The sequence below is a fragment of the Carboxylicivirga sp. M1479 genome, from assembly GCF_007097485.1.
Lineage (GTDB): Bacteria > Bacteroidota > Bacteroidia > Bacteroidales > Marinilabiliaceae > Carboxylicivirga.
The window spans coordinates 1-15,678 of record NZ_VKDE01000043.1 but is presented as its reverse complement, the minus strand read 5'-3'; the positions used below and the strand labels follow the sequence as shown (position 1 = coordinate 15,678).

Annotated in this window: 13 protein-coding genes; 2 read left to right on the top strand and 11 right to left on the bottom strand. The window is 36.2% G+C overall.

Annotated features, from left to right (window positions below; genetic code table 11):
* Positions 1-75: 75 nt before the first annotated feature.
* The 9 genes from FNN09_RS19570 to FNN09_RS19530 form a co-directional block, all read right to left on the bottom strand.
* A complete protein-coding gene (locus FNN09_RS19570) occupies positions 76-1,368 on the bottom strand; it encodes a glycoside hydrolase family 57 protein (protein ID WP_143304183.1) in 1,293 nt (430 codons plus the stop codon).
* Between the two features lie 18 nt (positions 1,369-1,386).
* Positions 1,387-2,682 (bottom strand): glycosyltransferase family 4 protein, encoded by a 1,296-nt coding sequence (locus tag FNN09_RS19565; RefSeq protein WP_143304182.1) that lies wholly within the window; start codon positions 2,680-2,682, stop codon positions 1,387-1,389.
* 6 nt (positions 2,683-2,688) lie between these two features.
* Complete coding sequence (locus tag FNN09_RS19560; RefSeq protein WP_143304181.1) at positions 2,689-4,623, bottom strand: glycogen debranching enzyme N-terminal domain-containing protein; 1,935 nt, start codon at positions 4,621-4,623, stop codon at positions 2,689-2,691.
* Positions 4,624-5,161: 538 nt separating this feature from the next.
* Positions 5,162-6,085 carry an AraC family transcriptional regulator gene (locus FNN09_RS19555; protein WP_143304180.1) on the bottom strand — a complete coding sequence of 308 codons (924 nt, stop codon included), beginning with the start codon at positions 6,083-6,085 and terminating at the stop codon, positions 5,162-5,164.
* Between the two features lie 396 nt (positions 6,086-6,481).
* On the bottom strand, positions 6,482-6,997 hold the full coding sequence (locus FNN09_RS19550) for a hypothetical protein (protein WP_143304179.1): 516 nt from the start codon (positions 6,995-6,997) through the stop codon (positions 6,482-6,484).
* Between the two features lie 9 nt (positions 6,998-7,006).
* Entirely contained in the window at positions 7,007-7,960 is a 954-nt protein-coding gene (locus tag FNN09_RS19545) for an SDR family oxidoreductase (RefSeq protein WP_143304178.1), read from the bottom strand.
* Between the two features lie 367 nt (positions 7,961-8,327).
* Entirely contained in the window at positions 8,328-8,630 is a 303-nt protein-coding gene (locus FNN09_RS19540; protein ID WP_255434198.1) for an HU family DNA-binding protein, read from the bottom strand.
* Positions 8,631-9,023: 393 nt separating this feature from the next.
* The gene (locus FNN09_RS19535) at positions 9,024-11,168 is read right to left on the bottom strand and encodes an ATP-grasp domain-containing protein (RefSeq protein WP_143304176.1); all 2,145 of its coding nucleotides are present in this window, start codon (positions 11,166-11,168) and stop codon (positions 9,024-9,026) included.
* A 182-nt stretch (positions 11,169-11,350) separates the two neighbouring features.
* The gene (locus FNN09_RS19530; RefSeq protein ID WP_143304175.1) at positions 11,351-11,926 is read right to left on the bottom strand and encodes a gamma-glutamyl-gamma-aminobutyrate hydrolase family protein; all 576 of its coding nucleotides are present in this window, start codon (positions 11,924-11,926) and stop codon (positions 11,351-11,353) included.
* Positions 11,927-12,160: 234 nt separating this feature from the next.
* Between FNN09_RS19530 and FNN09_RS21230 the strand changes: the two genes are divergently transcribed.
* Positions 12,161-12,298: a hypothetical protein gene (locus FNN09_RS21230; RefSeq protein WP_185969078.1), complete on the top strand. Its 138-nt coding sequence runs from the start codon at positions 12,161-12,163 to the stop codon at positions 12,296-12,298.
* A 713-nt stretch (positions 12,299-13,011) separates the two neighbouring features.
* Here the strand turns inward: FNN09_RS21230 and FNN09_RS19525 are convergent.
* Both FNN09_RS19525 and FNN09_RS19520 read right to left on the bottom strand, forming a co-directional pair.
* Positions 13,012-14,124: a hybrid sensor histidine kinase/response regulator gene (locus FNN09_RS19525; RefSeq protein WP_143304174.1), complete on the bottom strand. Its 1,113-nt coding sequence runs from the start codon at positions 14,122-14,124 to the stop codon at positions 13,012-13,014.
* A complete protein-coding gene (locus FNN09_RS19520) occupies positions 14,117-14,548 on the bottom strand; it encodes a bacteriohemerythrin (RefSeq protein ID WP_185969077.1) in 432 nt (143 codons plus the stop codon). The genes FNN09_RS19525 and FNN09_RS19520 overlap by 8 nt, the downstream gene beginning before the upstream one ends.
* Positions 14,549-14,790: 242 nt before the next feature.
* Between FNN09_RS19520 and FNN09_RS19515 the strand changes: the two genes are divergently transcribed.
* A complete protein-coding gene (locus tag FNN09_RS19515; RefSeq protein ID WP_143304172.1) occupies positions 14,791-15,471 on the top strand; it encodes a response regulator transcription factor in 681 nt (226 codons plus the stop codon).
* Positions 15,472-15,678 lie beyond the last annotated feature (207 nt).

Below are 15,678 nucleotides of genomic sequence, written 5' to 3'. Positions count from 1 at the left end.
AACTTTTAGAGCTCAGCAACTGAATGTAAGTGCATTTACACGTTTTGTCCAGAGCAAGTCATATCTAATAGCCTTTTAATGATCAACAATTTGCTTTTTGAGGGCATTAATCTCCGCTTTACATTGTGCTATTATTTCATCTTTCTTAGCTAATTCAGTTCCATTTACAGGTACCGAACTCACCTTCATCTCTGCGATTCTAATTTTGAAATCACTTAAAACGTTCATGTAATTTATAAAGGCATCATAAGGCGAATCGTAGGGGTTAAAATAAGAATGCACATCGCCATCGGAAAAGAACTTGGTGCACATATAATAGAAGTGATCACTACTCTGTAAGTAATTCCAGTCTTTAAGTAGTCGTTCGTCATTTAGCTCCAGCACATCATCCCTCAGTTCATAAAGTTTCCCATAGGCTTCATCTTGCAAGTCGTTCCCAAGCCATGCCGACAAATCTCGTTCCTCATCTGCCCAGGAAATTACATTTGGCACATGAGCCACTGCTATTGGCTGATACTCTTTCGCTAATTCTGATGGTGTGGCAAACTTAAATTGTTTGGTTTCCAAAACCGCTTGAGGTAAACTCTTTAGAAATTCGAATATTCCTGACTCTTTTTTCTGATGCTCTCCAAAGGTTTCGTAATCCATAAATACATTCACCAAATCTTCTTTCTCATCAAACTGGCTCATCCAACCCACAAATTTATCAGTTGTTAAAGGCCACTCTTTCCATCCTTCATCGGAAAAACGAAACGCAATGTCATCACTTAAAGTATAATTGCGCATTAATAACTTTAGCTTGGGATTAAGGGCGTTACAATAGAGGTAGTTGGGACTTTTCCATCCCAACACATGCTTTGCTCCTTCGGTTAACATGGCCTTAAACCCCATAGCCGACACCATTTTGCCAATTTCATCGGAATACACCATTTCAGTATTTCTAAATACCTTGGGCTTTTGACCAAATAGAAGTTTTATCCGCTCAACATGCGCATTCACTTGCGATTTAAACTCTTCTTTATTCTTGAGAGCGGCCAAAGAATGCGAATAGGTTTCTGCTAAAAACTCAACACAGCCAGTGGCAGCCAACTCTTTAAAACTCTCTATTACATCGGGTGCATAAGATACAAATTGATCAAGCGCAACTCCAGTAATGGAGAAACTAACTTTAAATTTCTGATCATTGGCTTTAATTAAGTCCAGTAATATTTTGTTGCTTGGCAAATAACACTCGTCAGCAATTTTTCTCATGATCGACTCGTTGGTAAAATCATCGTAATAGTAATGATCGTTACCAATATCGAAGAAACGATACCGACGTAAACGTAATGGTTGATGTACCTGAAAATATAAACAAACAGACTTCATTCTAATAGGTTTTAGGGGTTAAACAGTTTCTTTAATGGTATTGGAATACACCTGATGCACATGAATGGCGGCATTGGTCCACTTCAGGTTATCAACTTCTTCTTTTCCTTTTGACTTAAATATATTCGATAACGAATCATATTTAATAATGCCGTAAATAGCATCGGCGAGCGCATCAATATCCCAATAGTCTACTTTAACAGCGTGTGTGAGTATTTCAGATACACCTGACTGTTTGGATATGATAACCGGCACATTTGACTGCATGGCTTCCAAGGGCGAAATACCAAAGGGTTCCGACACCGATGGCATAACATACACATCGCTTAATTTGAACATGTGAAATACATCATCGCCTTTTAAAAAGCCTGTAAAATGAAAGCGATCGCTAATACCAAGCTGAGCAGCTCTGGCCACCATTTTTTCCAGCATATCACCACTACCAGCCATCACAAAGCGAACGTTATCGGTTCGTTTTAGCACTTGATAGGCAGCTTCAACAAAATATTCGGGACCTTTTTGCATAGTAATACGCCCTAAAAAGGTCACAACTTTTTCTTTCACTCCTTTTTTTATGGCCTTTTTCTCTTCAAAGGAAACCGGTTCAACCGCATTGTATACTGTTTCTACCTTATCTGGACTTTGGCCATACTTTTCGATTACAATGTTACGGGTAAGGTTGCTTACCGCGATTATTTTATCCGCTGCATCCATTCCCCTTTTTTCAATCTCAAACACCTTTGGATTAACACTGCCACCACTTCGATCAAAATCGGTGGCATGCACATGAATTACCAATGGCTTACCCGAAACCTCTTTGGCAGCAATGCCTGCAGGATAGCATAACCAATCGTGTGCATGAATCACATCGTGCTCATGATCCATACTTATGGTTGATGCCACGTAGGCGTATTTATATATTTCATCAATGAGGTTAGCCCCGTACTTACCAGTAAACTCAAGCTTCCCCTCTTTATTGACTTTAAATAATTTGTTTTTACCATACAGCTCCGAATCTCTGAAAGAGTAATACTCATCAGGATCGTTGTAGGGTATTAAAGCCGATTCAACCTCCAAATAGGTGTGTTTCGATTTAAATCGCTGAATGTGCTCTTGCACTTGTTTAATATGAACACCGTTAGCTCCAACCAATTGCATTTTACTCTGATCTTCATCACCATAAGCTTTTGGCACAACGAAAGTAATATCTAAATCATCTACTTTTGATAAACCTTTTGTTAAGCCATAACAGGCTGTACCTAAGCCGCCGGATATATGAGGGGGAAATTCCCACCCGAACATTAATACTTTCATAAGCGACTACTTTTTTGATGTGTTATTAATCATTTTACCCACCCTTAGAATTTCGGCAACACTAAGTGCATAAGAAGTTGCTTCATTAGGTTTATGCGGAGGGTTACCGTCATGAACTTGTGAGAGCGAGCCTATTCCGTGCTCAATCACACAACTTTCAAAACCCTCAAGTAGTCGTTTAATGTTGGCTACACCAGATGATTTGTGCAATTTCAAATAAGTTTCGGCATAATGCCCAAATAACCATGGAAAAACAGAACCATTATGAAAAGCTCTATTGCGATCGTATTCATTCCCATTTAAAACACCCAAATAATCCTGACTATTTGGCGATAGTGTTCGTAGGCCTCGCGGCGTTAACAAATCACTTTCAATCTTATCTAAAATTGATTTTTTTTGCTCCATGCTTAAGCATGAATAGGGTAACGATGCTGCAAATAACATATTGGGCCTTATACTCCAACTACTATAATCACTCATCACATAGTCAGCCAAATAAGCCTTTTCATCATTCCAGAATACTTTTATAAAGTTCTCTTCTATCTTTTGAGGATAAGCTCCCCATTCTTTGGCAAAACCTTTGTCTCCTGTTGTTTCGGATAACTCAAGAGCAAAACAAATAGCATTATACCAGAGTGCATTAACTTCTACAACATACCCCATTCGTTTTTGTAAAAAGGTACCGTTATTGCGTACTTTCATCCAGGTAACACCTTTTTTACTGGTCCATAACAAGCCATTTTCATGTAACTCAGAAGCAAGATGACTCCCGTTTTTGTAGGCCTGTAAAATCTCCTTAATTATTTTACGATACTTGGTCCATATCGTTTTTTTATCGGCACCAAACTCAATGTACTTTTGTAAAGTCCAGAAAAACCAAAGCGGAACATCAACAGACGTTCGATCTTTAACCAATGCTTTGTCCTCGTAAAAACGATTGGTAATACTTTTTACTGAGGTATTTAAAATATCTAAAAAAGCCTCCTCATCCTGACGAGCAAGGCACAAACCGGGTAATGATAAATAGGTATTTCGCTCACTATGGCTCAAAAACGGAAAACCGTTGATAATACTAGCTTTCTTGCCTTTTTTGGCTATTGACTGTTGCGCCGCATTAGTTAAGCAGCTTTCAAAACTATCGCGGTTGATGCGCTTTTTTAGCTCAGCATTAAATTGTCGGGTCAACGCGTTTGGAGCCACTTCACTGGTGCCGGCAGCAAACACAATGGGTTCTCCTTTTTTAATCTCCATCTCGAAATAACCTGGAACAAAAAGATCCTCATGACACTCATAACCACGTAGCTTCTCTTCCTTGTACTCAATATTATAAAACCAATCGGGCGCATGAACAAACTCTGAGCTACGCGATGTTTGCATAAACAACTGGGGAAAGCCATCGTACATTTTAATTCCAATACCATTTTTAACTTCCTTTGCGCGAGTATTAGCATCCATGTTGGCTTTGGTAAGGGCATGAATATTTCGAAAAGCTAAGAATGGCTGAAAGCGTATAGTAGTGGCTGAATTGGCTTCCAATAAGGTATATTTAACCAGTAAACGCTGCTCCTTTTCTACCAGCAGCAACTCTTTTCGTAGCAAAACCCCTCCTACCCGGTAGGTAATGGCCGGGTTTGGGTCTACCTCATATTCCCTTACATACTTATGCCCTTTGGGGTTATACTGCCCAGGATACTTATGTATACCCAAATTAAATGCAGCACCACGTTGTATGACCGTTTCATCCAATGATGATAACAATACATGCATATCTCCACCGTACTCGGCGATTGGACAAATTAATAGGCCATGATACTTGCGTGTATTGCAATTAATAATAGTTGAACTAGCAAATGATCCTGCTCTATTGGTACGAATAAACTCTTTGGTTAGAGAGTATTCGGTATTGACCAATTGAGCCTTATCAAACTTTAAATAACTCATAGGCTAAAGAGAATAGTTTGGTTAAATTCGATTAACTGACTGAGACTTATATAAAACTCACATCTAAAGTAATTGTTTTTTCATTGCACATCTTGTTTTAATACTAAATTTTAATTTTTTTTAGCTTTTTCAGAGTTACACCCCTGATTCTTCACTTTAAATCTGTATTTTTTAACATTTCAAACAGTTACACCCCCTAATTGTTCGTTCGTTATTTTGAATTTATCATTTTACAACAACATTAGATTAAGAATACATTAGTTAATTATTAACTTTAAATACAGCCTATTTTTAGGAAATGAAAAGTTCGTCCAATATTTTTTAATATGCCATACTTGTGGGTGAGATTATGGCAATTAAACGCTATTTGTGTAAGTCATTTTTCTACCATGTTCGATAGTAGGGTACGCAAAGTACGCATACGAAGAACGCTCTCACTTAGACAGCAGGCCTTACTATAACACTCCAACTGATTGCAAGAACAGGAAAATAGAGGTAAATAAATGAGAAAAATCTGTTGGTTGGTAAATCGAAAAGCTTAATTAAACTCCGCGTTCTCAATATACTCCTTGGGACTTAATCCTGTTTTCTTTTTAAACAAGCGAGAAAAATACTGTGGATATTCAAATCCTAATTGATAAGCGGTTGCAGAGATAGAAGCATTTGGGGCTAATAACAGATTCTTGGCTTCTTCTACCAAATACAAATTAATTTGGTCAATGGCAGTCTTTCCTGTTTCGGCTTTTATGGTATCACTCATATAACGATGACTAATACCTAGCTGCACGGCTATCCATTCTATTGAAGGAATACCATTTTCGATTTGCTGCTCCTTTTCAAAATAAGAATCTAAAACATCCTTAAATCGACATATTAAATCCTTATTAATTTCTGTTCGGTTAAGGAACTGACGTTTGTAAAAGCGGTCGGCATATTTTAACAAGGTCTCTAAATGAGATATAATTATTTCCTTGCTGAACTCATCCTGGTTATTTTGGTATTCTGTTTCAATATTGTGGCAAATCGATTTTATGGTTTGGTCTTCCTTGGGCGAAAGGTGCAAGGCCTCATTCACATTATAATTAAAGAAGTTGTAGTTCTTAATCTTTTTCTGAATGTCCAAACCACGAATAAAATCTTCGTGAAAAAGAATGTACCACGATTCAGAACTGACAACTACATCCTTGGCTACAATAGTCTGATCGGGAGTCGAAAACATCATTGTTCCGGTGCTGCCATCGTACTTTGTACGTCCGTACAGAAATTCGCCTGATACAATATTTTTAAGGCTGATTACATAAAACTGATTGGAGTAGCTCACTTCTTCTCCGGAAGGACTGCACTTTATCAATTCATTTGAGCTGAGCTTTTTGTGCCCAATACAAAACAGTGGATTCTCTGGCTCAGGCAGATTCTGAGAAAGATTAAAATCACGTATATTTTTATAGTTTATATGATTCATTTGCTAAAACATTAATGGAGCACTTTACTCATAACTCCATATTACTAATTTGTTAACCAATATTGTCCTAATTATTTTAACCAATTGGGCTTTCAGCCCAAACCCGACTTTATGCTGAAACAATTAAGAATACTCAATTCTTAATCGTTCCGATGTTCTTGATGACAAAAACTAAGGAAAAAGCATCAAGGCTGCACCTGCTTCACTCATAAAACTACAGTTCTTTGACTGAAATCGTTTAAACTCGCTTCGCTCACACAGAAAACGATTTTTAAGTGTCAAACAACCTTGTTTTATGACTCACCAGCTGAAGCCCTTTCGTAACAAGTCGTTTCGAGGAATGGAATAAAACGTTTAGGACGCTATTATTTGTTAATAAAAAAATAGCTGCTAGAGTTAATATTCTTCTCCACGATTTTGCACCTCTACCAATTGCTTTTTATAAGTATCAAGCCTGCCTTTTGCAGTTCCATCGATTAATAAGATAACAACCAGCATCGCAATTGTTGTTATCATGCTAGCACGCCAAAGGGGTTTGTCAATGAAAACAATCAATAAGGCACAAATGGCAATAATTAATGGTATGGCTTTAAAAACTATGGTTCGGTATTCGTTCAAGGCCTTATCGGCACGAACAATTTCTGAGGCTACGAAAGCTTTGGCATTGGAATTATATGCTGTTTCAAAGTTATTGACCCGTGCCTTATTGGTAAAGAATAAACCTAAACCGATGGTCAGCAATAAGGCGCCTGCCACTAAAGTGGGAATTACATACGCTTTGGCAATTTCTGTTTTTCCCAATTGCCAAAAGCCAATAGTGGCCAAAACAAAAACAAGTCCCATAACAATGAAGAAAGAAGTGGAGAACACTTCGGCTTTAGCCCAATCCGTTGCAGATTTTAGTATATCCATGATAAAAATTTAAAAGTTCCACTTAAAATTAGTTTGCTTCTCTGATAAATCCCATAGTTTTTTCGCTACTGTTTTATCCTTTGCATGAAGCTCCAATTGACACTCTCCAACCGGACCTGTCCAATAATTTCGTCCTGTAGGCCCATAAAATGCTGTTTGATCCAGATCTTCTTCGGTAGCACACATCACTTCGGGATAAGAGCCCTTTTCTGCCGATTGCACCATTGGCGTTAGCTTCATAATTTGCCAAATGAAACGAAGCATTAAACCACCGCTGGTTTTTATTAATGAAGTAGCAGAAGCACCAGGGTGACAGGCATACACTTTCACATTGCTCTTGCCAGCCTTATGCAATCTTCTTTGCAATTCGTATACCGACATAATCTGTGCTAATTTACTCTGGCTATAAACATCATTAGGGCCGTAATTCTTATCCCAGTTCATATCTTCAAACTGAATGGTTTTAATACCTAAGTTATACCCCATGCTGCCTACAACCACAATTCGCCCATTGGATGCTTCAATTCGAGGGTAAAGCATTGCTTGAAGCAAGAAGTTACCGTAATGGTTGACCCCAAGCTGACTTTCAAAACCATCTACTGTAAATGTTTGTTTCGGGACCTGGGCAATGGCTGCGTTACAAATTAATGCATCAATTTTAGGCACCTTTGTCAGCACTTCCTCTGCAGCTTTTTTCACAGATGCTTGCTCCGCCAAATCCATAGGTATAAAGGAAACATTGATAGCATCGCCCAACTCTCGTTTTAATGTCGCTATTGTTGCCTCTGATTTATTAGCATTACGATTTAACATCACAACTTTTGCACCCTTGGACAGGAGTATACGTGCGGCTTCAAAACCTGTACCGCTAGTAGTACCGGTAATCAAATACGTTTTCCCTGCCAGTGAAGTAATTCGCTCGGGTATCCAGCCTTTCTTGCCAAATTTGTTTTTAGTCTCCATAACTTAAACCTTATAGTATTAAAAAATAACTTGCTACAAAGTTCGCACAATATGGAGCTTAAGTACTTAAACATTTTTGTAGAAGACGTATACTTTTTTACATGTAGATAAAATAGATAAGCGTACAAGCCAAACCAAACGACAGTCTGCTATACTCACAAACGTTGCTTGTAATTATTAATAACTTTAGCTTTTAGCACTTCTTACAAAGTAAGCTCCAAGCATTTCCATGTACAGTATGGATAAATAAAAACATGGTACAAAACAAAAATCCCTGAATCGGTCATTTGACTTCATCAGGGATTGTAATTTTAAGAAAGAATGTACTTTCTATCTAGGCCTTCACCTTTAATAGCAAGTGAATTCCCTAGTTAATACTTTCATCTAAAGCTTTTCCCACTTTAAACTTAGCAACATTTTTTGCTGCTATTTGAATTTCCTTACCTGTTTGTGGGTTGCGGCCTGTACGAGCTGAACGCTCTGATATTGAAAATGTACCAAAACCAATTAATTGGATACTTTCCTTTTTAGCTAGAGTTTCTTTGGTTACTTTAACAAAGCCATTAAGTGCTTTTTCTGCATCAGCTTTTGTGATACCTGCTTCTTCTGCTATAGCAGAAACTAATTCTTGTTTATTCATATCTTTTTGAAATTTAAGTTTTACTAAAATATGCTTTTTTTCTAAAAATAACTTAAAACTAATAATAATAAGTTCATTTATTGGAATATTTTGACGTTTACTACCTTAGTTTCCCGTAAAGTACACTCAACAATGACTACAAAAAACATAAAATTAACGCCATGTATTACCCTGTTTGACTTCGATTTATGCAATCAATTAGATTCACTTACACATTACAACCAACTCCTTTACCTTATAATGAATAAAAAATATGAGAGTGCACGAAAGTAAAAATATAATAGCTCGGTAGTTTTTAATTGCACCTAATTAGCTTCACCAATCATCAATTCCCCAGTAGAAGACTTAAGTGAAACTATTTGTGTAGGTTTACAGAAATACTTTTGCGACACCACCGTTATTTATCTTTTTTATGATCTTATTCTATTTCTTCAACACCAAGGCAAGAAGCAAAGCCCTTTCAATTAAACTATGACGGATTATTCTTTCGTTATCTGAAGGCAAATACTCACCAACAGGGCCTAAGCCATCTATGATGGGCATATCTTTATTAATGTGGCATATATCTGCCGAACTCCACCGATGCTCTTCACTTATACGCACATCAATTTTCTTTGCCAAGTCATAAATACCGTCATAAAAATGCTTAGATTTTGTTGAAACAGCCATTGCAGGCCTTTTTAAGCCTCCTTCTATTTTAACCTGAAATATCTTACTACGCTTTTGAGCGGCTAATATTTTCTTTATTTTCTTCTCTATTTCATCCAGTTTTTCTGGACTATTATATCGAATACTAATGCCGGCAGAGCCATAAGCCGTCATTTTAAAAATATTACTGGTAAACTCAATGTTATAAGGAGCAATAATGTTGTTGCTATCATTATAAGATATGTCAGATATAGAAGCCAGTGTCTTATTAAAATTCATGGCTGTGGCTGACACATTTTCGGGGTTATCTTTCTTAATTAATTTTGTTTCAATACGGTACAAGGCTGATCCTGAACGAGACAAAATTAGTCCACCATTTTTAGATGAACCACTTAATGAGATAACTGCTTTAGCTTTTCCTGTCTTCTGTTGAATAATAGATTTAGAATACCTTCCGTCAATCGATGAATCTGTGATCAGGAGGATGCCTATATTAATTTTTTTAAGATTCCTTGAAAATTTCAATGCTTGTAGTGCAGAAATTAATATAGCAATTCCACCTTTATTTTCCCAAATACCAGTCCCCTCAAGATATTGTTCCTGCTCCTGATAGTTTTCGTGTTTTGCCAGCTTAATACGGTTATCCAATGGTTGAATAATCAGATAATCCACTTCCTGATGAAATGAGTTGGAGAAATATAGAATATTACCCACCTCTAGTTGAGGATGAACTTCCTGTGTAAATCCCATCTGACTCAATTCAGAACTTATTATTCCAGAACAATAATTTACCCCTTCCACATTCCTAACATAGGTATCGGTATCTACCAACTGTTTTAGAAGTTTCTCAGTGCGTTGTTGTCTGGTTTTGATAAACGTACGCATACGCGCTGTTGGATTACTTTTAGCAACTGGTTTTGAAGCTTCTGCCTGTGGCAAGGTATTGGTAAAATAACGCACCGAAGCTACATCGAGCATTTTATTGACCAAAGATTCAAAGTTATACCCGGCAACCTTTGCAGCCGTGGGATACGAACCCGTCTCACCAAGGCTTGCCATAGAGTTTATTTCCAACAAGTATATATTGTCGTCTTCATCCAGCCGAATGTCAACACGAGCAAAATCTCTTAGGTTTAAGGCTTTGAATGCTTCAATGCTTATTTTTTGCATTTTTTCTGACAATTCCTCAGAGATGTGTGCCGGACAAACTTTCCTCTTAGGCTTACCCTGCTTATCGTCAACTGTTTGAATGGCATCAGGATCTCCTTCCAAATCGATTTCTAACACCGGAAAAGATTCAACAGGGGAGTTCCCAATCAAACCCACACAAAATTCCTTGCCTCTAATAAACTGCTCCACCAATGCCTGCTGACCAAATTCGGCAACAATAAAATGAACCGCTTCTCTTAAATCCTCCTGGTTATAAACCACTTTTAATCCAAAGGATACACTCTCCATTTTGGGCTTTACAATCACCGGAAACTTTACCGATGACATATCTTCATCATGGCTGTTGAAGACCCAAAAATCAGGCGTTGGCAAACCGTTGTTCTTCCATATTATTTTAGTCAGAACTTTGTCTAATGCGAGTGCATGGCCCGATGGCGACGAACCAACATAAGGTAATCCAAGCATTTCGAGCATACTTGGTATATGGGTATAACGTGATTCACCCTGAATGCCATATGCCATATTAAAAATCATACCCATCTGTTCACCCTCGTTCACCCTGGGCATAAAGTTTTCTAAACGTTCAATAATTTGCTTATTGCCGTCGAGTACAGCCACATTATGGCCGGCTTTTTCAAGACTTTCCGCTACTTTTTTAACAGTTTGTTCATTGTAGAACTCCTTGTTTTGCATACCAAAGGTGTTTATTACACCACTGATATCTTTGTTGTAAATCAAAGCAACTTTCATGCGTTAACATATTAAGTTTAAAGGTCGCTTGAAACTAGCCAATTCTATGCATCTATCATGAATGAAAGAAACTTTCATAGCTCGTTTCATTTAATAAATTTTATTACTAATTGAACTCAAATAAAAACATCAAAACCCTGTACAACAGATGCACTTGCTGCCTAAAGTCAAGGCTTTACTTATTATATAATTTTGCAAATTTTCAGGAAGTTCTTCACCATCATCATACCATCATCTCCTGACACCTCGGGATGCGACTGGAAACCGTAAATTGGTTTTTCTTTATGCTTAATAACCTCTGTAAAACAAGTATCTGATGTCGCCAGGCTTTCAAAAGCAGCCGGTAACTCGGCAACATAATAAGCATGACGCTTTACCAACGAAACCTCCTTTTTGTTTAGACCATCAAAAATAGGATCGGATGATTTGGTAATGGATATCACTTCTTTTTTTCCATGATATTGTGCCAGCTTTTTAATTCTACCACGGTAACTAACAGCAATAATTTCATGACCTAAACAAAAGCCTAAAACAGGCACTTCAAAGTTCATTAAAGCAACAAAGTTACTGGTTAAATTTAATGGCTCGTAGGGATTACCTTTACCACCCGATAATATAATACCTTTTATCTCTGTCTTGGCAGATAAGGTAATGGGTTGATTATGATCAAAAAACACATAATCAAAATCCTGCTCTGAAAGAAATTGTCTTTTGAATTTCTTTATGAAAGCACTTTGGTTATCAATGACTAACAACATCTCGCAAAATACTTACTACAGCTAGTAAAACAATAAATTAACACGTGCAAGATACGCCAAAAACGAATGCAAAATTAAACCCATAAAGGAAATATTATATTGGTAGATCATTTTTTCATTTCTACCTATTCTCCTTGTGGGTGTTAATCACTACCTCCTTATTTACAACTGGAAATAAGCATTAAATAATAGGTATCATTCACAAGTCATCCCATAACAGATTAATAAACAAAAATGAAAGAAGCCCGATTATACCTTGACTTTAAAGAAATGATTGAAGAGGATCTAGTCCTCTTGTCAAAAACAGATTTCAAAAAAGATTCTGAAGGAAATACCATTGAATTAAGTGAAGGCCTCCGTGTAAAATTATAAACAAACGACTTTAGCAGTTGCCACGAAACAGACAACTTAATTACCAGCGGCATTGTTGAACTCAACACTCATCAATATTGGGCTCTTGAGGCGAAGTGGTGTTGTCGCATAGACAGTAAGGGTATTTATAATCAATCGCAGGAGTAAGAAAACAACATAACAACACTATAAAACAACTCTTTAGCTCTGGAATTTGAACTTTTACCGACGAACGCCAGAGCACCACTAAATTACTCATTAGCAACAATTTGATACACCTATACCGTCATAAGATTAATTAAAATATGCACTTTAATACTCCAAGGACAGCTATTTTATTTTTAGAGGCCCTTCGTATTAACAAAAAAATAACAAGGCCTGTGTATCGGACTCACTTCAGGCTAACATGGAGGTATCATCAACCTGACTGTCCAATTTATTTCATCAACCAGTGGCAGATACCATATCAGAATCCTCCAGTGTAGCAAACGATGGTCGACAAAACTCATTTAATTCCAATTCTATTTTAAAATAAGACTTAAACTATTTTGAATATTTTGAACTTATGTGAGGCGAAAATTAAGGCTTAGTCATGGTGATATTCTTCTACAAAACATATATTCAAAAGAACAAGGCGCGTTTCGATGTAATATTGGTATAAGTGAGTCGCTTACGAAATGCAATTACAAAAAGGTCGAAGAACTAAAAGGTAGATAATTAATAATCAGAGAGTGTTAAGTGCCCGCCAATGATAACTCATCATAAAACAATGGCAATGAAAAGATAAAGTGACTCCCTTTTCCAACTTCACTCTCTACACGAATAGAACCACCATGTTTTCTAACAAATTCATTGCATAGTATTAAACCAAAACCAGTCCCCTTTTCTCCATTTGTACCTGGCACGGATGTTTCTTCTCCTAATTTAAATAGCTTAGATTTAACGTCATCTGACATACCAATTCCTGAGTCTGAGATTTTAATTTCACAAGTATCCTTTTTCACAATTGCAGATACAATAATACGCTTTGAATTAGGCGTAAATTTGATGGCATTTGATATCAGGTTACGTAAAATAGTATCGAGCATTTTAAAATCAGCATGTAGCATTATTTTCTCATCAACATCGACTACAATATCAATATCCTTTGCAGCTGCCACACTTCTCATCAATAAACAACATTCGTCAAGTCTTAACCGCAAACAGACTTTTTGCGGGCTAAATGGTATTCTATTTTGCTTCAACGTTTCCCAGCTCAATAAATTATTCAAAAGTCCGTGCGTATTTTCAGAAACGTTGTGTATCAAGTTCAGATACCTCCTAAGCTCCTCCTTATTAAATGATTCTAGGTTTTCAGCAAGTAACTGTGTAAAGCCCAATATAGTAGTAAATGGACTATTTAAATCATGAGCTAAAATATTAATAAACCGATCTCTGGTATCAACAAGCTCTTGTAAACGTACCTTTTGCTCCTGCAATGTCAAATGAGTACCTAGCCGGGTTAAAAGCTCATCAGACTGAAAAGGTTTGGTGATAATATCAACCCCTCCTTCCTTGTATGCTCTGGAAATATTGTTCAAATCAGTTTTCGCAACCATAAATAATACAGGACTATCACTATTTATTGAAGACTTTCTAATCCTTCTAGTTGCCTCGATTCCATCCACTCCTGGCATTCTAACATCAATGAGCATTAAGTCAAATTTAATTTTTTGGCATAATTGATGTGCTTGATTGGCATTGCAAGATGTATAAATATCACAGTCAGTTTCTGCTATCAATTTTTTCAACAGATCCAGATTTTCAACAATATCATCAACAATTAAAATGGACTTTCTTTCACTCATTACCACTCCCCTTTGAAAAATGATATTCCTTACCGTTTTCTTTTAAATACTCAGTAATCTTAATGTCTTCTTTTAAAGTATGATCGATAAACCATTCATAAATAAATTCCAATAACTCACATAAATCATCTACCTTATGTTTAGCAATATTAAGCCTCTCCAATAAAATATAATGAGCTTCTTGATGCTCTATGTATTGGGGGTAGTCAATAAAGAATAAAAAGTTCTCTTCACTAATAAAATGAAATTCAGCATATTTTTCAATTTCCCTTATTATTCTGGATAATATTTCCCAAGTACTATTTTTTTTAATTTCATTTCTTAATGAATCAATAAGTTCCAGAAATATCTTATGCTCAAAATCAATTCGGTTAATACCAATATTCCACTCTGCTTTCCAGGTGATTTTTTTATTAATGTCCATTATATTATAGATTCCACTTTTTAGATTAAAAAAAATCGTATTACAGTGGCGAAAATACTTATTAAAAGACATATACGAATATGTGAGAATCAAAATAGGTAAATTACCTACATTCACATACGTATCTTTCCGTAAAAAACCACAAACTCGACTCTACGAACCTTATGTGTATATTTTTTTACTACTTTCGCGACATATCAAACCTCGCTCCGTTATTTTAAAATTGCTAACCTAATTAAATAATGGAATTAAATATCGCCATTGTAGATGACCACCCAATTTTAAGAATTGGTTTTAAAATCATCCTTGAAGAATCAAAATATGTCCTTAATTCGTACACTTTCGAAAGTGGGAAGCAATTTTTAAGTGAAGTCGTTGATTTAAATATTGATATTGTTTTTGTAGATCTTTTAATGCCCGAGATGGATGGCATTGAAACCACATCTATTTTAAAAAAGCGACATCCAAACATTAAGGTCATTGCATTTACCTCCATGAGTGATTTAGATTCTGTGGAAAAAATGATGCAAGAAGGAGCTAATGGATACATCTTAAAAGGAGCCTCGCTTAAAGAGGTAAATGATGCTATACAAACTGTGGCTAATAATGGCAATTATTTCTCAATGGATATTATTGCTGAATTTTCGAGGCGCACATCAAATGCACTTTCCCCAAATAATACGTTAAAAAATATAGGTACCCTTACAACCAGGGAAAAAGAGATATTACCATATTTATGCGCTGGATTTGGAAGAGAGGCCATAGCCCAAAAGTTATTTATTTCAACACGAACAGTGGATAAACACCGGGAAAACATTCTAAACAAAACAGAAAGTGAGAATATTTCTGTATTAATAGTCAAATGCATTATGAATAAAATCTTTAGCACTGATAAAATATCAAAATTACACACGGAATTATAACACTAAACATATATTTTTTACATCATCAATTCTCTAGTACATTTTTTCTACAGGTGTAAAATTAACTTTTATGGGGTATTTAATCATCTCCCGTAAAGTTTTAACTTTATGGATATGGAATATCCGGCAGATCAAATGGAATTTGAAAAAATGTTTAAAACCGAACAGGACTGCATTGATTATTTGGAGTCATTAAGATGGCCAAAT